15 protein-coding genes are annotated in these 18,525 nt (G+C 61.9%); 6 read left to right on the forward strand and 9 right to left on the reverse strand.

Translation table 11 applies throughout. The features are described 5' to 3' along the window. Window positions 1-107 precede the first annotated feature (107 nt). From sutA to glnK, 4 genes are all read right to left on the reverse strand, one after another. Window positions 108-431 (reverse strand): dormancy-specific transcriptional regulator SutA, encoded by a 324-nt coding sequence (gene sutA / locus KI237_RS29370; protein WP_007941277.1) that lies wholly within the window; start codon window positions 429-431, stop codon window positions 108-110. Window positions 432-533: 102 nt separating this feature from the next. Continuing rightward, window positions 534-959, reverse strand: a complete 426-nt coding sequence (locus tag KI237_RS29375; protein ID WP_003206814.1) for a secondary thiamine-phosphate synthase enzyme YjbQ — start codon at window positions 957-959, stop codon at window positions 534-536. Window positions 960-1,170: 211 nt separating this feature from the next. Continuing rightward, window positions 1,171-2,505 carry an ammonium transporter gene (locus tag KI237_RS29380; RefSeq protein ID WP_212798131.1) on the reverse strand — a complete coding sequence of 445 codons (1,335 nt, stop codon included), beginning with the start codon at window positions 2,503-2,505 and terminating at the stop codon, window positions 1,171-1,173. Between the two features lie 33 nt (window positions 2,506-2,538). Then, a complete protein-coding gene (gene glnK / locus KI237_RS29385; RefSeq protein WP_002555808.1) occupies window positions 2,539-2,877 on the reverse strand; it encodes a P-II family nitrogen regulator in 339 nt (112 codons plus the stop codon). Window positions 2,878-3,290: 413 nt separating this feature from the next. Between glnK and KI237_RS29390 the strand changes: the two genes are divergently transcribed. Next, a complete protein-coding gene (locus KI237_RS29390) occupies window positions 3,291-3,551 on the forward strand; it encodes an accessory factor UbiK family protein (protein WP_212798132.1) in 261 nt (86 codons plus the stop codon). A gap of 53 nt (window positions 3,552-3,604) precedes the next feature. On the opposite strand, the gene KI237_RS29395 is transcribed toward KI237_RS29390, so the two are convergent. Continuing rightward, window positions 3,605-5,245, reverse strand: coding sequence for a methyl-accepting chemotaxis protein (locus KI237_RS29395; RefSeq protein WP_212798133.1), 1,641 nt, complete (start codon window positions 5,243-5,245; stop codon window positions 3,605-3,607). 516 nt (window positions 5,246-5,761) lie between these two features. Here KI237_RS29395 and KI237_RS29400 point away from each other — a divergent pair. From KI237_RS29400 to KI237_RS29410, 3 genes are read left to right on the forward strand one after another with little or no spacing between them, the layout of a single operon-like run. Next, a complete protein-coding gene (locus tag KI237_RS29400; protein WP_212798134.1) occupies window positions 5,762-7,132 on the forward strand; it encodes a cytochrome c in 1,371 nt (456 codons plus the stop codon). Window positions 7,133-7,147: 15 nt separating this feature from the next. After that, window positions 7,148-7,684 (forward strand): sugar dehydrogenase complex small subunit, encoded by a 537-nt coding sequence (locus KI237_RS29405; protein WP_249410676.1) that lies wholly within the window; start codon window positions 7,148-7,150, stop codon window positions 7,682-7,684. Continuing rightward, window positions 7,681-9,315, forward strand: a complete 1,635-nt coding sequence (locus tag KI237_RS29410) for a GMC family oxidoreductase (RefSeq protein WP_212798136.1) — start codon at window positions 7,681-7,683, stop codon at window positions 9,313-9,315. Before KI237_RS29405 ends, KI237_RS29410 begins: the two co-directional genes overlap by 4 nt. A gap of 7 nt (window positions 9,316-9,322) precedes the next feature. Here KI237_RS29410 and KI237_RS29415 read toward each other — a convergent pair whose 3' ends face one another. Next, complete coding sequence (locus KI237_RS29415; RefSeq protein ID WP_212798137.1) at window positions 9,323-10,600, reverse strand: sensor histidine kinase; 1,278 nt, start codon at window positions 10,598-10,600, stop codon at window positions 9,323-9,325. 252 nt (window positions 10,601-10,852) lie between these two features. On the opposite strand from KI237_RS29415, the gene KI237_RS29420 reads away from it, so the two are divergent. Next, window positions 10,853-12,349 carry a YifB family Mg chelatase-like AAA ATPase gene (locus KI237_RS29420; RefSeq protein WP_212798138.1) on the forward strand — a complete coding sequence of 499 codons (1,497 nt, stop codon included), beginning with the start codon at window positions 10,853-10,855 and terminating at the stop codon, window positions 12,347-12,349. A gap of 6 nt (window positions 12,350-12,355) precedes the next feature. Here the strand turns inward: KI237_RS29420 and KI237_RS29425 are convergent, their stop codons facing one another. The 3 genes from KI237_RS29425 to KI237_RS29435 all read right to left on the reverse strand — a co-directional run bounded on the left by KI237_RS29425 (window position 12,356) and on the right by KI237_RS29435 (window position 16,900). Next, window positions 12,356-13,570 carry an aldose 1-epimerase family protein gene (locus KI237_RS29425; RefSeq protein WP_212798139.1) on the reverse strand — a complete coding sequence of 405 codons (1,215 nt, stop codon included), beginning with the start codon at window positions 13,568-13,570 and terminating at the stop codon, window positions 12,356-12,358. Window positions 13,571-13,815: 245 nt separating this feature from the next. Further along, entirely contained in the window at window positions 13,816-15,792 is a 1,977-nt protein-coding gene (locus tag KI237_RS29430; protein WP_212798140.1) for a methyl-accepting chemotaxis protein, read from the reverse strand. A gap of 187 nt (window positions 15,793-15,979) precedes the next feature. Continuing rightward, window positions 15,980-16,900 carry a LysR substrate-binding domain-containing protein gene (locus KI237_RS29435; protein WP_212798141.1) on the reverse strand — a complete coding sequence of 307 codons (921 nt, stop codon included), beginning with the start codon at window positions 16,898-16,900 and terminating at the stop codon, window positions 15,980-15,982. A gap of 158 nt (window positions 16,901-17,058) precedes the next feature. On the opposite strand from KI237_RS29435, the gene KI237_RS29440 reads away from it, so the two are divergent. Next, a complete protein-coding gene (locus KI237_RS29440) occupies window positions 17,059-18,453 on the forward strand; it encodes a NorM family multidrug efflux MATE transporter (RefSeq protein ID WP_212798142.1) in 1,395 nt (464 codons plus the stop codon). The last annotated feature ends 72 nt before the right edge of the window (window positions 18,454-18,525 follow it).

Raw genomic sequence — 18,525 nt, forward strand, 5'->3', positions numbered from 1 at the left:
GAGCAAGCTCGCTCCCACAGGGACTGCGCATGGCCCGGGGATGGAATCGCGCCCATGAAAAAGCCCGCAGCGACGGCGGGCTTTTTCAGCAAGCAAGAAGCAGAAGCTCAGATAGGGCGGCTGCCGTACTTGTTGTCAGGCTTCTTGGGCGGATCAGCGACCACGTTGGCTTCCACTTCCTGCACCTTACCGCCCCTGGCCAGGAATTCCTCCATGGCCTTGGCGAGCGCATCACGCTCCTTGTTCTTGGCCTCTACGCTCGGCAACTCGTCGACCGACACCGCAGCCTTGGCCTTGCCTTTGGCGGTAGGAACCGGAACATCGGCCCCATCATCGTCGGCAACGTCTTCAGCCGCCGCTTCAAGGCCTTCTTCGGCCTCGTCTTCGTCGCCTACTTCGAGGTCGTCGTTTTCCAGATCATCGTCGCTCATGTTCTACCTCATGACTTGCGAAAAGCAGATTAGTTATAGCCCAGCTTCGCCATCTGTTCGAAGGCTGCCAGAAAAAATTCAACATCCGCCGGCCATCAGCGGTTACGCCCCGTCACCGTACAAGGTGGCGAGGACTTTACGAGCACCGCCGTGATCACGGTGCTCGCCCAGATAAACACCTTGCCAGGTACCCAATGCCAGCCGTCCTGCCGTGACCGGCAGGCTGATCTGACAACCGAGCACACTGGCCTTGAAGTGCGCCGGGAGGTCGTCCAGGCCTTCGTCGTTGTGCTCATAATCGGCGGTTCCTTGTGGGATCAGCCGATTGAAAAATCGTTCGAAGTCCCGACGTACCGCCGGATCGGCGTTCTCGTTGATGGTCAACGAAGCCGAGGTATGCTGCAGCCACAGATGCAACAGACCGACACGACACGCCTGGAGTTCAGGCAGGCCGGCGAGCAACTCGTCCGTCACCAGATGAAAGCCCCGAGGCCTTGCCCGCAGCGTTATCAGCGTCTGTTGCCACATACACATCTCCGCACGTTCGGCGCGCATTCTAGCGCGCTCTGGGAAAAAACAAAGGGCCTAATATTCTTGCTTCGGTGTAAGCCTTTGGCGGTATAAAAACCCATGTCGCATCCACAACAAAAGGCGTCGGAAAAACCACTGCACCTTGTGAGCAATGACAAATTCCAGACAAAAAAATGCCCGGCGAACCGGGCATTTTTTTTGCGTGTGCCTACAGGTTGTAGCCACGTTCGTTGTGCTGGGCCAGGTCCAGGCCCACCGCTTCTTCTTCCTCGGTGACACGCAGACCCATGACGGCGTCCAGGACCTTGAGGATGATGAAGGTGACGATCGCGGTGTAGACCACCGTGAAACCCACGCCCTTGAATTGAATCCACACTTGCGCACCGATATCGGTCACGGTGCCGAAGCCACCCAGGGCCGGTGCCGCGAACACACCGGTCAGGATCGCGCCGAGGATACCGCCGATGCCGTGCACGCCGAAGGCGTCCAGGGAGTCGTCGTAGCCGAGTTTGCGCTTGAGGGTAGTGGCGCAGAAGAAGCACACCACGCCCGCTGCCAGGCCGATGACCAGGGCGCCCATCGGGCCCACGGTGCCGGCAGCCGGGGTGATGGCAACCAGGCCCGCCACGACGCCCGAGGCGATGCCCAGTGCGCTTGGCTTGCCGTGGGTGATCCACTCGGCAAACATCCAGCCCAGCGCCGCCGCAGCGGTCGCGATCTGGGTCACTAGCATCGCCATGCCGGCGGTGCCGTTGGCGGCGACAGCGGAACCGGCGTTGAAACCGAACCAGCCGACCCACAGCATGGCCGCGCCCATCAGGGTGTAACCCAGGTTATGCGGCGCCATTGGCGTGGTCGGGAAGCCTTTGCGCTTGCCCAATACCAGGCACGCCACCAGGCCTGCGACACCGGCGTTGATGTGCACCACGGTGCCGCCGGCGAAGTCCAGCACGCCCCAGTCCCACAGCAGGCCGCCGTTACCGGACCAGACCATGTGCGCAATCGGCGCATACACCAGGGTGAACCACACGCCCATGAAGACCAGCATGGCGGAGAACTTCATCCGCTCGGCAAATGCGCCGACGATCAGGGCCGGGGTGATGATGGCGAAGGTCATCTGGAAGGTGATGAACACCGCTTCAGGGAACAGCGCCGCCGGGCCGGTCAGGCTGGCTGGCGTGACGCCCGCCAGGAAGGCTTTGCCGAAACCGCCGATGAAGGAATTGAAGTTGACGACGCCCTGCTCCATGCCGGTGGTGTCGAACGCAATGCTGTAGCCATAGATGACCCACAGGATGCTGATCAGACCGGTAATGGCAAAGCACTGCATCATCACGGAAAGAAGGTTTTTCGACCGAACCATGCCGCCGTAGAACAGCGCCAGGCCAGGAATGGTCATGAACAGTACAAGAATCGTGGCCGTGAGCATCCAGGCGGTGTCGCCGGAGTTCAGGACTGGGGCTGCCGCTTCTTCTGCCATGGCCAGGCCAGGCATTGCGAAGGACAACAGGGCTCCTAGCCCTGCGAATTTACGCAGAGTCATATTGTTTTCTCCTGGGGCGTTGGGTTTGGCGGCTTAGATGGCGTCGGTATCGGTTTCGCCGGTACGGATGCGGATAGCCTGTTCCAGATTGACCACAAAGATCTTCCCGTCACCGATCTTGCCGGTGTTGGCGGCCTTGGTGATAGCCTCGATCACCCGATCAAGATCCTTGTCGTCAATGGCGACATCGATCTTCACCTTGGGCAGGAAATCGACCACGTACTCCGCGCCGCGATACAGCTCGGTGTGACCTTTCTGCCGGCCGAAGCCTTTGACCTCAGTAACGGTAATGCCCTGCACGCCGATCTCGGACAACGACTCGCGCACGTCGTCCAACTTGAACGGCTTGATGATGGCAGTGACTAGCTTCATGAAACTTTCTCCCGAATTGGTGGACTTGCCCCAGGAAAACAAACCCGACTCAAGTCTAAGCGCAGTGCCTGGCTTTGTAACGCGTCGTCGGCCCAAGTTGCCCGACAGGTGCCAGTTAACCGATCCCGACGAAACTCCCCGTTCCGCCTGCTGCACTGCATTCGTCACAGCGACTGCATCAGTGCGTGGGTCATCAGCCACTAAGCAGAAACCTTGCCATCTGCACCAAACCCTCTGATTTCAGTCTCTTGGCCACCTGTTCAACGCGCGTTGCGCCATGAACCGCAGCGATACGCACAACAACAGTGCAGCACTGCCCAGCCCCCTGCGCGAAAAGCGTGCATCCCTGGCTTGCGAATTGACTATAGACACTGCGTGATACACTGCCCGCCATTGTTTTCAGGACACCTGCCATGCTTGCGCCCAAAGACCTCCTCGACGCCCTGAGCGGCCACGCCTCCCGCATCTTGAGTGGCGACACGCCGCTGCCCAAAAGCGAAATCGAAAGCCAGTTCAAAGCCCTGCTGCAAAGCGGCTTCAGCAAACTGGACCTGGTGAGCCGGGAAGAATTCGACAGCCAAATGGTCGTGCTGGCCCGGACCCGGGCGCGGCTGGAGAGCCTGGAGGCGAAGGTGGCGGAGTTGGAAGCGCGACTGGCTCCGGTAGCGGAATAAGCCGCGAGCCGGCGCCATACGCCCGGTCACCCAGGCGTATTCAACCCGACGGGTCAGAGACGGAAACGGCCGACCAGGGTATTGAATGACAGGGCCAGGTTGGACAGCTCCTGGCTCGAAGCATTGGTCTGGTTCGCCCCAGCCGCAGTCTGGGTCGAGAGATCCTGGATATTCACCAGATTGCGATCGACCTCACGGGCCACATGGGCCTGTTCCTCGGACGCCGTGGCAATCACTAGGTTACGGTCATTGATCTGCGAAATACCGTCGGCAATCAGCTCCAATGCCTCGCCAGTGGCGCGGGCCAGACTTTGGGTCTCGGTCACCAGCGTCTGGCTCTTGCCCATGGCATCAACCGCACTGTCGGCACGGTCCTGCACCGAGTGGATCATGCTCTCGATTTCACCGGTGGACGCCTGGGTCCGCGCCGCCAGGGCGCGAACCTCATCGGCCACCACGGCGAAGCCGCGACCCTGCTCCCCGGCGCGGGCCGCCTCGATGGCCGCGTTGAGCGCCAACAGGTTGGTCTGTTCGGCGATCCCGCGGATCACATCCAGCACCTTGCCGATATCGCGGACCTGCACGGCAAGGTCCCTGACCAGTCCGGTGGATGAGGTAATTTCCTGGGTGGCGTTGTTGATCGCCTGCACCGCGCTACGAGCCTGATCACGTCCTTCACTGGCCTGCGTGCTGGTCGATTGCGAAGCCTGTGAAGTGGAGACCGCGTTGCGAGCCACTTCCTCGACCGCCGAAGTCATCTCGGTCACGGCCGTGGCGGCCTGCTGGATCTCGTCATTCTGCCGGATCAAGGCACGACTGCCATCATCGGTGACCGCCGTCAGTTCCTCGGCGGCAGAAGCCAACTGGTCCGAAGCGTTGGCAATCTGCTGGATGGTGGACTTCAAGCTCGTCTGCATGTCACCCAAGGCCTTGAGCAATTGACCGGCCTCGTCGCGACCGCGGCTGGTGATGTGCTGGGTCAGGTCGCCCTGGGCGATGCGTTGCGCGCAATCGACCGCCGTGGCAATGGGTCGGCTGATCAGGCGGCTGATAAACACGCCCAACAGCAGCGCGGCAATGAAGGCCACGACGATGCCGCTGTACAACACGGTCTTGGCCGTCACCTCCTGCTGCGTGGCGGCCTTGGCGTCTTCGCTGATCTGGCGGTCATTGGAGTCGATCATGATGGTCAACTGGTCCATCACCTTGCGATAGGTTTTCTGCAGGTCACCCAGCAGCAGGGCGCGGCCGTTCTCCAGATCGCCAGCCGCCATCATCGCCACGTACTGCTGAACCATGGCCTGGTAGACCGGCCAATCGCGGGCCATCTGGTCGCCGGCCAGGCGCTCGTCTTCAGCCAGGATCCCTTTACGGTAAGCGGCGAAGGCCTGTTCACTGGCCAACTGATTGGCTTTCATCGAGGCAAGAAACTCATCCTTCATGCTCTGCGGGGCGTTGCCGGCGGTAGCGACATACAGCCGGTACATGTCGCGCGTCTGGCCAACCGCCTTGGTCTTGGTCTGCGACGTGTTGGCGACCGAAACCAGGTTGTTGTTGAACACCCCCAGCAAGCGTGTCGACAGCGCGGAAACACCACTGACGCCCAGCATGCCCACGGCGAGCGTGATCAAGGCACAGAGGAAAAACGAGGTGATCAGTTTGGTCGATAATTTTGCATCATTGAGCCAGTTCATCGGTGGATCCTCATGGGATGCTGGTCCAGCAGCCCTGTTATGTGTGCATTTCCCTGCCCCGCGTAACGCCAGGTAAAGGGCCTGTGTCCGGATTCCATCGCCGCTCGGGTCCGCCTGCCGACAGGACACTGTTGGCGCGACGCTTGATAGTTTTTTCGTCATGACGTCGTACAACATCACAAACATACAAGCAAAAACCCCTGTTAACCCTCAAGCTGGATGGAGCGATCTCCTTTCTTTCCTGCCCATTGCGCTCGCGACGCTTTTGGTCAGAACCCTTCTGAAACACCTTAAATAGAGCCGTTTCATAAAAAAAAAAAATGATGGCCCTTGGCCATTTTCATTGAGAAATGTTACATCATGTGACATATTCATCGCAACGTAAGACATCGTACGACCGTGCAAGCCTTAACGAACCGAGCCAACGGCAACGCGTCGAACCCCAACCGTGAGGAGTTACACATGCATCCGCAGAGGAGGGACTCGCCATTGCCCGGCGTGCGCAAGGCGAAGCCCATGAGGAATATGCTCGCGGGCGCCTTGGCCCTGATGACGGTCAGCCTGGCGACCCACGGCGAGACACTCGACACCAGCGCCTCGCCCGGCAAGCGACTGGCCGTGGCCGCCGATTGCGTGGCCTGCCATAGCACCCGCGACGGCAAGCCTTTTGCCGGCGGTTACCCGCTCAACTCGCCGATGGGCGTCATCTACTCGACGAACATCACCCCTTCCAAGAGCGCCGGCATCGGCCGTTACAGCCAGGCAGACTTCGCCCGAGCCGTGCGCGACGGCGTGACCCCGGACGGCACCCACCTGTACCCGGCGATGCCCTACACCTCCTACGCGAAGATGACCGACAGCGACGTCGCAGACCTGTACCGGTACTTCATGGATGAAGTCGCGCCGGTGGATACGCCCAGCCCCAAGACCGAGCTCGATTTCCCGTTCAATATCCGCGCCTCGATGCTCGGCTGGAATGCCTTGTTCCATAGCCAGAAACGCTTCGAGGCGGATCCGGGCAAGTCCCCGCAGGTCAATCGCGGCGACTACTTGGTCAATGCACTGGCCCACTGCGATACCTGCCATACCCCGCGCAACAGCCTGATGGCTGCAGAGAACGCCAAGGCGCTTGCCGGTGGTTCGCTGGGGGGCTGGTACGCCCCGAACATCACCTCGGACAAGACCAGCGGAATCGGCGCCTGGTCGAGCGAAGAGCTCGTTGCCTACCTGCGCAGCGGCCATATGGAGGGCAAGGCGCAGGCAGCCGGGCCCATGGCCGAGGCGGTCGAGAACAGCCTGCAATACCTCGGCGAGGATGATCTCAAGGCCATCGCCGCCTACCTGCTGCAGACCCCGCCAATCGCCACCGGAGAACGCCAGGCCCGCCATACCTTCGGCCAGGCGTCGAACGACGAACTCAGCCTGCGCGGCGGCAAGCCGCAGGACAATCCGGGCTGGCACATCTTCAGTGGCACCTGCGCCAACTGCCACCAGGCCAACGGCGAGGGCACCCGCGAGTACCCCTCGCTGTTCCACAACACCGCGACCAGCCGCCGCGACAACCTGATCGCGACCATCGTCCATGGCGTACATCGCGAAGTCGACGGCGTGGCAATCGACATGCCGGCCTTCGGTCCCGATGCACTGTTCACCGATCGCCTCGACGACCAGCAGATCGCCGATGTCAGCAACTACGTCCTGTCCCGCTATGGCAATGCCGAATTGAACGTGACCGCTGCGGATGTGGCACAGGTGCGCGAAGGCGGACCCAAGGCCCCCATCGCCGTGCTGGCACGCTACAGCGGACCGACGCTAACGGTGCTCGGCCTGCTGATCCTCCTGGTGCTTTACAGGCTCAAGGCTCGTCGCCGGCAACAGGAGGCCTGAGCAATGGAGACTTCAATGACCGACCCACACATGCCCGTTTCATCCGCCCCCACCAACCGGTTGTCCCGCCGCAGCCTGCTGCGCGGGTCGGTCACCCTGGGCCTGGCGGCCCTGGTCGGCGGCCTCGGCCCCTGGCAATCGGCGATGGCCGAGGACGACCAGGACTTTATCGTCCTGTCGCAATTTCTCGTCAGTCGCCCAGTCAACCCGCTCCTGGCGGCGCGCTACTACCGCGCCCTGAGCCGCCGCGCACCGAACTTCAGGGGCAATGTCGGTGCCCTCAGGCAGATGATCGACGGGCAAGGCTTCAAGCATGTGGATGAATACCTGGCCCAGGCCAACCCCGACCCATCGTTGAAGGCGACTGCCACCAGCATCATCTCGGCCTGGTACCTGGGCATCGTCGGTGAGCTCGCCGATGCCGAACTGATCAGCTACCGCGAAGCGCTGATGTATCGCCCGACCCACGGCATTCTCATCATTCCAACCTACGGTGGCGGCCCCGACTCCTGGGGTGCCAAGCCAGCCAGCACGCAGGATTTCAAACTATGAGCAGCGTTGTTTACGACGCCGATGTGGTCGTCATCGGCTCCGGCGTGATGGGTGGCCTGATCGCCAGCGGCCTGGCCAAGGCGAACAAATCCGTGATCGTCCTCGAAGCGGGCCCGCGCGTGAACCGCCGCGACATCGTCGAGGCTTTCCGCAATGCGCCGGTCAAGCTCTCGCTGGCCAACGCCAAGCTGCAGGGTGCCGGCTCGCCCTATCCAAGCCTGCCCCATGCGCCCTCCACCTATGGCGACTACCTGCAACAGGTTGGCCCGGTGAAGTACAACACCTCCTACCTGCGGGTGGTTGGCGGCACCACTTGGCACTTCGGTTCCTCGCTGTGGCGCATGTTGCCCAATGACTTTCGCCTCAACGCCCTCTACGGGCGCGGGCGCGACTGGCCGATCAGCTACGACGAATTGGAACCCTTCTATGCCCGCGCCGAGACCGAGCTGGGCGTGTCCGGGGTCGACGGCCAGGATGAAAGCGGCCAGGGCGGTGCGGCCTATCCACCGCGCTCGATCCCCTACCCGATGGAAGGCCTGAAGCCCAGCTACATGTTCAAACGCCTCTCGACCCTGTTGAGCAAGGGCGGCTACAACCCGATCCTCGAGCCCAATGGTCGCGCCACCCGCCCTTATGGCAAACGCCCACCGTGCGCGGGCAACAACAACTGCAACCCGGTTTGCCCGATCGCCGCCAAGTACGACGGCTCGATGCATATCGACGAGGCCGAGCGCCACGGCGCCAAGGTCCTGGACAACTCGGTGGTGTACAAGATCGAGGCCGGCGACGACGGCAAGATCAGCGCGATCTGGTACATGCGCCCCGACAAGACCCAGCATCGCCTGACCGCCCGCTACTTTGTGCTGGCGGCCTATGGCATCGAATCGCCGAAGCTGTTGTTGATGTCCACCTCCGAGAAATACCCCAACGGCATCGCCAATACTTCCGACCAGGTCGGCCGCAACCTGATGGACCACACCGGCGTGAGCATGAACGTGATGACCAAGGAGGACATGTGGCCCGGCGAGGGACCGACCCAGCTGCTGGTCTACTTGAACAGCCGCGACGGCGCGTTCCGCAAGGACTACCCGAGCTACAAGATCAAGGTCCGCAACACAGTGCCCACCTCGCAGATCACCACCAACCTGATCGCCAAGGGCGTGCTGGGCTCCAAGCTCGACGAACAGATCCGCTTGCAGTCGGCGCGTTCCTTGAACTGGGCAGTGGACTTCGAAACCCTGCCACTGCCGGAAAACCGCGTCACCCCAAGCAAAACCCACTTCGACGCAATCGGCCTGCCAGTACCGGAAATCTACTACAGCGTTCCCGACTACTGGCATGCCGGCAAGGAAAAGGCGCTGGAGGACCTCAAGCAGTTCGCCCACCTGCTCGACGCCGACATCCTCAGCACCGACGTCAACTTCCAGAACCGCCAGCACATCATGGGCACTACCATCATGGGCGACGATCCGAAAAACTCGGTGGTCGACCGCGACTGCCGTAGCCACGACCACGCCAACCTGTTTATCGCCGGGACCAGCGTGATGCCGTCATCGTCCTGCGTGAACCCCACCTTGACGGGTGCCGCGCTGAGTATTCGTATCGCCGATCAGTTGCTAAGGGAGGTATAGGGCCTGCTCAACCCTGCGCCGCCCGCTGAGAGGGGGCCGGGGTCTGTGCCAGCGGCAGCTCCAGGATAAACAGCGCGCCCCTGCCCAGCCCGGCGCTCTGCACGGTCAGATCGCCACCCATCTCGTGCGCCGCCAGAATGCAGCTGTGCAGGCCAAAGCCATGGCCGTTGGTCCGCGTGGTAAAGCCATGCTCGAATACCCGCGCAAGATTGTCCGGCGAAATTCCCTCGCCATTGTCCTCGACCTCGACCCGCACGCGCCTGTCGTCAACGACCTTCAAGCGCAGGATGATCTGCGGCGGCCGGTTCGCACCCGCCTCCAGCGCCTGCTTGGCGTTGTTGATCAGATTGACCAGGATCTGCAGCACTCGGTGCTTGTCCAGCGGCATTTGAGGGACATCGCTGAACGCCTTGACCAGCGTGATGTGGTGACGGGCCAGGGACACATCGCAAATGCGCACGACATCCTCGACCAACTCTCGCAACGAGCCCGGCTCCAGTACGCTGGAGTTGCCCGCGTAGGACTGCTGGGTGGCGACGATGTCCTTGATATGGTCGATTCTGCTGGTCAACTGCGCCAACTCGGCGATCATCGCCTGCTGCTCGATTGCCAGCGCGTCGGCCAGCTTGTCGAGATAGTCGGGTAGCGCGCGACCTTTCGGGTCGCTGCTGATGAAATCACCGAGATCGTCGGGATGCGCCTTCATCAACTGGACGACCTTGGCCACTCCGGGTCCCTTGGATGTATTCACCTTCTCGTACAGGACCTGGGCTGACACATTGACGCTATTGAGCACATTGCCCACGTTGTGCAGCACGTTGGTGGCGATCTCCGCCATACCGGCCCGGCGCGCGGTGGTGACCAGCTCGGCCTGCGCCTCGCGCAACTCGTCATTGACCTTGGCCAGTTGCTTCGGGCTGGGGATCTTCAGCGCCGCCGGCACCAACCGAACCAGCAGGATGGCGGTAATCACCGAGGCAATCGCGGTGATCACCTTGACCAGCGCCGACAGCCAGTAATAGGGCTGCCAGATGGTCAGGATCTCCATCACATGGCTGGTCCCGCAGGCCAGGATAAACACACCAAAGGCCGCCAGCATCCAATCAAACGGCACATCCTTGCGCTTGTGGATAAAGTACAGGAGGGTGAAGGGGATGGTGACGTACGACAGGGTGATCAAGCCGTCGGCGATCACATTGGTCCACAGCAGGTCCGGACGCCACATGTAGCAATGCCCGTGAGGCATGAAACGCTTGTCGGTTAACAGAGCCAGCAGATCGTTCATGGCCACTTCCTCGCTGTGCCGGTGATACCACCCAGCGCCGACTGGGCAAAATCGAGTCTAGCAGAGGGTGGTTACCGGGCATTTCGGGTGACGCCCGCTGAACAGCATCGCGTTTACCGCCCTTCGGCTATCACTGGCTGTCGTAACATCCTGCCAAAATTTCTCCTTTCAATTGCCGCGCCCAAGCGCATCCCCACGACTAATCTTCAAGAGCCGCAGGACGCGGCGTCCTATTCACTCAAGGAATGATTCATGTCGCTCGCCATCGTCCACAGTCGCGCCCAAGTAGGGGTCGAGGCTCCTGCCGTTACCGTTGAAGTCCACCTGGCCAATGGCTTGCCATCGCTGACGATGGTTGGCCTGCCGGAGGCGGCGGTGAAGGAAAGCAAGGATCGGGTGCGCAGCGCGATCATCAATTCGGGGCTGAACTTCCCGGCACGGCGCATCACCCTGAACCTGGCACCGGCAGATCTACCAAAAGACGGCGGGCGCTTCGACCTGGCCATTGCCTTGGGGATCCTGTCGGCCAGCGTGCAGGTGCCAACCCTGACGCTGGACGACGTGGAATGCCTTGGTGAGCTGGCATTGTCCGGCGCGGTACGGCCGGTGCGCGGGGTATTGCCCGCGGCCCTGGCGGCGCGCAAGGCCGGGCGCATGCTGGTGGTGCCGCGGGCCAATGCCGAGGAGGCCTGCCTGGCCTCGGGGCTGAAGGTGATCGCCGTGGACCATCTGCTCGAAGCGGTGGCGCACTTCAATGGGCACACACCGGTCGAGCCTTTCGTTTCCAATGGACTGCTCTCGGCCAGCAAGCCCTACCCCGACCTGAACGAAGTACAAGGCCAGGCCGGGGCCAAGCGGGCCTTGCTGATTGCCGCCGCGGGGGCTCATAACCTGTTGTTCAGCGGGCCACCGGGAACTGGCAAGACACTGCTGGCGAGCCGACTGCCGGGGCTGTTGCCCCCCCTGGCCGAGAGTGAGGCCCTGGAGGTCGCGGCCATCCAGTCGGTGGCCAGTTGCGTGCCGTTGAGCCATTGGCCGCAACGGCCGTTTCGCCAGCCGCACCATTCGGCTTCCGGGCCCGCGCTGGTGGGTGGCGGGTCAAAACCGCAACCGGGGGAGATCACCCTCGCTCACCATGGGGTGCTGTTTCTGGATGAACTGCCGGAATTCGACCGCAAGGTGCTGGAGGTCTTGAGAGAGCCACTGGAGTCTGGGCACATCGTGGTTTCTCGTGCCCGCGACCGAGTGCGTTTCCCGGCGCGTTTCCAGTTGGTGGCGGCAATGAATCCCTGCCCTTGTGGATATCTTGGCGAGCCCAGCGGCCGCTGCTGCTGTACACCGGACATGGTGCAGCGCTACCGCAACAAACTCTCCGGCCCGCTGCTGGACCGCATCGACCTGCACCTGACCGTCGCCCGGGAAGCCACGGCGTTGACCCCCAAGAACGAACCTGGGGACGATACGGCCACGGTCGCCGAGCAGGTGGCCGAGGCCCGTGAGCGTCAGCACAGGCGCCAGGGTTGCGCCAACGCCTTTCTTGATCTGCCGGGGTTGCGCCGGCACTGCAAGTTATCCACAACCGATGAAACCTGGTTGGAAACCGCCTGTGAACGGCTGACCCTGTCGCTGCGCGCCGCTCACCGCTTGCTCAAGGTCGCCCGGACGTTGGCAGACCTGGAGCAAGCGGGGGGCATCCGCCGCGAGCACTTGGCCGAAGCGTTGCAGTATCGGCCAGCTACGACACCCTGAATCGCCTCATGGTTTGCTCAGGTCCACCAACGGTGTTTCCCGGACCTCGGTTTTTTGACCGTTCTGGATGGCGTCGATGCGCTTGAGCGCCTTATCCACAGCGCCCTTGTCCGCCAACAAGCTGTAGTGGATCTGGAACTGCTTGTGCTCTTTCGGCCCGATGGTAGGGACCAGGCCCAGGGGGCGTTGATACCGGCGGTTATAGGAAAAACTGGTGCCTGGCTCCAGGCCGGTCACGTAACCCTGGCCTTGGGTGTCGGTGTTTTTCCACAGGGAGAACACCGGAAGCGTGCTGGTGTTGAAGCCCACCGACACACCGAGGCTACCGGCCTTGTTGTGCAACACGGTGAGGGTGTCGCCCTTGGCGTCGGCGTATGGCACGACGTTATAGACAGTTTCGTCGTAATCCTTGGTGGGGCCCCGGTAGGTTTGCCAATCGGACAAATCGCCCTTGGCCTTGTCGTTGAACGGCGAAACCTGCTTGACCGGTGCCACGAAACGAGCGCCCTGCTCCAGGAACGGCGTGCTGAAGTTACTGTGGTAGAGCGCTTGGTATTCCTTCGGATAATCGCCGTTGTTGGTCAGCGTATCGCTGAGCGCGAACGTTACACTGCCGGGCTCGGTGAGCAGTTCGGTCTGCACCGAGAAGTCGACCTTCTTGAACGCCTGCTCCTTCAACTCACCCCGCAGGGTGATGGCGTAAGGCGGTTTTTCATCAATGTGCAACGTGACTTTGTTGGCAGGAATGTTGGCGGCGCGACCATGCAGGGTCAGCAGCTCACCGTTGTCCATACCGGGATGGCCGACCCACTCGTAGCCGCAACGGGTGACCAGCTCGTTGAACCCTTCGAGCCAGCCCAACCCACCTCGGCCATTGAGTTCGATGAACGCCGGATTGACCACTTCCTTGACGGGCGAATCCCAACCCATGCGCACATTCCCGACCGAAGCCTGCAGCACGTTCATGCCGCGGGTCGGGACGACCGAAAGTTTCAGGGTGCCATTGTCGATGTCGACGATGCTGACGCCTTCCTGCCGGCCGCCGTGCAGGGTGCGCATCGTCACGGAAAAGGGCTTGCCGGTCTTCACGCCCAGTTGCTGGCTGGTGATTTGCCAGGGTTGAGCGGCTTTATCCGTATCCAGCAGGACGTAGTCCCAAGCCATCGCATGGGAGGCAGCGCCCAGGGCGCCAAGGGTAACGAGGAGTTTGAGCGGAGTCATGGTCACGACCTTTTATTGGAGTTGTGCGGTTTTTATAGACTTGAAGAAACGTTTCAGCAAGCTTAAAAACAGCAATAACCTTAAAAAGGCACGCTTACAAGATCGGGGGCTTTTGTGGGAGCGAGCTTGCTCGCGATGGCGGTGGGTCAGGGTGAAAGATATTGACTGGGCTGCCGTCATCGCGAGCAAGCTCGCTCCCACAGGGGTTGTGGGTGAGCTTGCTCGTGACGGTGGCGCAGGACGCTTCAGCGGAACCGATCAACCTCTTGGCGCAGGTCCTGGGCCAGTTTTTCCAGTTCCTTGGCGGTGAGCGCCAGGTTCGAGACCACTTGGCGCTGTTCGCTGTTGGCCATGGCAATGCTTTGCAGGTTACTGCTGAGCAAGGTCGCGGTGCTGCTTTGTTCCTGGGTGGCGGTGGTGATCGCCGCAAATTGCTGGCCGGCCGAGCGGCTCTGCTCATCGATGCGCGCCAGGGCGGTGGCCACGTTGGCATTGCGCGACAGGCCTTCCTGCATCAACAGGTTGCCCTGCTCCATCGTGCTGATGGCATTGCCGGTTTCCTGCTGGATGCTATTGATCATGCTGGAAATTTCGTCAGTGGCCTGGCGGGTGCGGGAAGCCAGGCTGCGGACTTCATCGGCCACCACGGCGAAACCACGGCCCTGCTCGCCGGCGCGGGCAGCTTCGATGGCGGCGTTCAAGGCCAGCAGGTTGGTCTGCTCGGCAATCGAGGTGATCACACCCACGATGCCACCGATTTCCTGGGAACGCTGGCCCAAGGTATTGATGACCGTGGCCGTGCTGTTCAGCGCACCGGCAATTTGTTCCAGGGACGACGACGCTTCGTCCATCGAGGTCCGGCCAATACGGGTTTGTTGAGCGTTTTCCTGGGCCAGGCGCTCGGTATTGCCCATGTTGTCGGCAATATTCAATGAGGTGGCACTGAACTCTTCCACCGCACCGGCCATGCTGGTGATTTCGCCGGATTGCTGCTCCATGCCTTCATACGCTCCGCTGGACAACCCGGACAGCGCCTGGGCACGGCTGTTGACCTCCTGGGAGGCCTTGCGGATGTGCTCGACCATGGTCGACAAGGCCTGGCTCATCTGGTTGAAGGCACGAGCCAACTGACCGATCTCGTCATGGCTCGACACGTTCAGGCGCACGCTCAGGTCGCCGGCGCCCAACGCTTCGGCCTGGCGCACCAGGTCCCCAAGCGGCGCCAGTTTGCTGCGCAGCAACCACATCGCCGACCCGACTGCCAACAACATCGCCAGCAGGCTGCCAATGGCCAGTTGCGTACCGACGCTCCAGGTCACGGCGCGAATCTCGGCTTTCGGCATGCTCGCCACCACCGCCCACGGCCCACCTTCGAACGGTACGGCAACGCTGTAGAAATCTTCGGCGGTATCTGTCCAGAACGCGCCCTTGCCCGGCTTTTTGATCAGAGCCGTAATGGTCGCGGTAGCGTTGTCCAGCGCCTGCACACCGGCCGGCGGTACCAGCCATTTGTTTTGTTCGTCCAGCAGCGCCAGGGAACCGGTCTGGCCGATCCGGAAGCGCTTGAGGTTCTCGAACTGCGCGTTCTGCGCATCGGTGTAGTCGAAGCCTACGTAAAGCACGGCAATGATCTTGCCGCTGCTGTCGCGTACGGGCGTGTACTGCGACATGTAGAAGCGTCCGAACAGCAGGGCTCGACCAATGTAGCTCTGCCCGCTGATCACCGGACCATAGGCAGGGCCGGCGCGATCGAGCACGGTACCAATGGCCCGCGTGCCGTCCTGCTTACTGACTGAAGTACTGACGCGGATGAAATCATCGCCGCTGCGCACGAATACCGTGGCAACCCCGGCGGTCATCGCTTTGAAGTCATCCACTTCCTTGAAGTTGTTGTTCAACACTTCGCCGCCCAGGCTCAAGCCCGGGGTTTGTACGCCCGCCACCGTCACCGGCTGGTCCGGATGCACGCTCAGGCCCGCGCTGAAGCGCTTTTCGAACAGGCCGGCCAACCGCTGAGTACTCTCGCGCAAGGTGCTGTGGAAGGTATTGAGCTGGTCGGCCATCAGACGCGCTTCGCTGGCCAGATGTTCTTCACGGGTGGCAAGGTTCGCAGCGTCCAGCGAACGCAAGGCGAAGACGGTACTGCCGGAGATCACGACCGCCAGTATCACGGCGAGGGCAAGGCCTAGCTGTGAGGCGATCCGGGCACGGGGTTGAGACATGACGGCTCCTGGCCGAGAGACCGGATCATCCTGATCACGCTCGCACGCTCGGCATTTTATTCAAGTGAGGTATAAGTAGACCCTTTCTGAACGAGGGTTCCATCTTCACGGATTCGGCGGCAAAGCCAAATACTTGAGCGGTTCGCAAGGATTAATATCAAGTGGCTATCACGCCAACTTCAACGTTTCAGCCCAGACGCTGTACAGCGGGCAATTGCATGGCTTTGACCTCGCCCTGGAGAAAGTCACTGAGCCGGCGCAAACGTTCACCTCCCGGCCGGGTTTTCGGCCAAACCAGATAGTAATGTTCACCGCTGGCGACAGCCGTCGGCCATGGCAGGCTCAGGCGTCCCTGGGCAACGTCCTCGGCCACCATCAACAGGTCACCCATGGAAACCCCATAGCCGCGTGCTGCCGCGATCATGCCCAGCTCCAAGGTATCGAACACCTGGCCCCCTTTGAGCGAGACCTTGTCGGACAGGCCCATGCGTTGCAGCCAGTTACGCCAGTCCCGGCGATCCGGCGTGGGGTGCAGCAATTCAGCGCTGGCCAACCGCGCCACATCCCAAGGCTGGTCGTTCAACAGGTTCGGCGCACCCACCGGGATCAGTTCCTCGGGAAACAGCAAACTGGCCTCCCAGTCCGCCGGAAAATGGCCGTTGCCCAACAACACGGCGCAATCGAAGGGTTCGACGTTGAAGTCCACCGAGTCGATGTCCATCCAGGCACTGGTCAGTTGCACCTCGTTGCCGGGTTGCAAATGGCGGAAGCGACTCAAGCGCGCCAACAACCAGCGCATCGTCAACGTGGAGGGCGCTTTCATGCGCAGGATGCCATCCTCGCCATGCAAGGTATGGCAGGCCCGCTCCAGCGCCATGAAGCCCTCGCGTACGCCCGGTAACAGCAAGCGCGCCGCCTCGGTCAATTGCAGGTTGCGGCCGCTGCGCAGGAACAGCCGACAGGCAAAGTGATCTTCCAGCGTGCGAATGTGCCGGCTGACAGCGCTCTGGGTGATCGACAGCTCTTCAGCGGCCCGGGTGAACGAGCTGTAGCGAGCCGCGGCTTCGAATGCCCGCAGCGCATAAAGAGGAGGAAGACGACGAGACATCACAAAAGCTCCATGGCGTTGTTCGCAAACCCTACCAGAAACACATCCTGCATGAGTTTTAATCATGCCAGCGATCTTTTTTATCCCTTTGTGCAATCCGCCGAGAGCACCGAGAATCGTTGCTTTACTGCCTTGTTTGAACATGGAGCGTGATGATCATGCGGCATCCAGCGCGTACCGAACTCTGGGCCATCCTGCGGCTGGCGGGACCGTTGATTGCCTCGCAGTTGGCGCACATGCTGATGGTGCTCACCGACACCGTGATGATGGCACGCCTGAGCCCCGAAGCCCTGGCCGGCGGTGGGCTTGGGGCGGCCACCTATTCGTTCGTGTCGATCTTCTGCATCGGCGTGATCGCTGCGGTGGGCACCCTGGTCGCGATCCGCCAGGGCGCAGGCGATGTCGAAGGCGCCACCCGGTTGACCCAGGCCGGGTTATGGCTGGCCTGGCTGATGGCGCTGATGGCCGGGTTGCTGCTGTGGAACCTCAAGCCGGTGCTGCTGATGTTCGGCCAGACCGAAACCAACGTGCTTTCCGCCGGCCAGTTCCTGCTGGCGCTGCCGTTCGCCCTGCCCGGCTACTTGAGCTTCATGGCCCTGCGCGGCTTCACCAGCGCCATCGGCCGGGCCACACCGGTCATGGTGATCAGCCTTGGCGGCACGGTGGCCAACTTCCTGCTCAACTATGCGCTCATCACTGGCATGTTCGGCCTGCCGAAACTCGGCTTGATGGGGATCGGCCTGGTCACGGCCATCGTCGCCAACTGCATGGCCCTGGCGCTGGCCTGGCATATCCATCGGCACCCGGCCTACCGTGCCTATCCATTGCTCGATGGCCTGTCGCGGCCCAATCGCCAATACCTCAAGGAACTGTGGCGCCTGGGCCTGCCGATCGGCGGCACTTACGCGGTGGAGGTCGGGCTGTTTGCGTTTGCCGCACTGTGCATGGGCACCATGGGCAGCACACCGTTGGCCGCCCACCAGATCGCGCTGCAAATCGTCTCGGTGGCGTTCATGGTGCCGGCGGGGATGTCCTACGCCATCACCATGCGCATCGGCCAGCACTACGGCGCCGGGCAGTTGCTGATGGCGCGCCTGGCCGGTCGGGTCGGGATTGGCTTTGGCGCGGCGGCCATGCTGGCGTTCGCCATGGTGTTCTGGCTGCTGCCCCACCCGTTGATCGGCTTGTTCCTGGACCACAACGACCCGGCGTTTCGCGACGTGATCAACCTGGCCGTGAGCCTGCTGGCGGTGGCGGCGTGGTTCGAGCTGTTTGACGGCACGCAAACCATTGCCATGGGCTGCATTCGCGGGCTCAAGGACGCCAAGACCACCTTCCTGGTAGGCCTGGGGTGCTATTGGCTGATCGGCGCGCCGGCGGCGTGGTGGATGGCGTTTCACCTGAACTGGGGGCCGACCGGCGTCTGGTGGGGCCTGGCCCTGGGGCTGGCCTGCGCGGCCGTGAGCCTGACGCTGGCGTTTGAATGGAAGATGAAGCGGATGATCAGGCGTGAGCCTGGGCAGCAAGGTTTTCAAGCTATCCAAGCCAAGTGAAATCTATCCCCCTGTGGGAGCGAGCTTGCTCGCGATTGCGATAGACCTGTCACATCGATTCTGACTGACACA

The sequence above is a fragment of the Pseudomonas sp. St316 genome, from assembly GCF_018325905.1.
In the GTDB taxonomy this organism is placed as follows: Bacteria; Pseudomonadota; Gammaproteobacteria; order Pseudomonadales; family Pseudomonadaceae; genus Aquipseudomonas.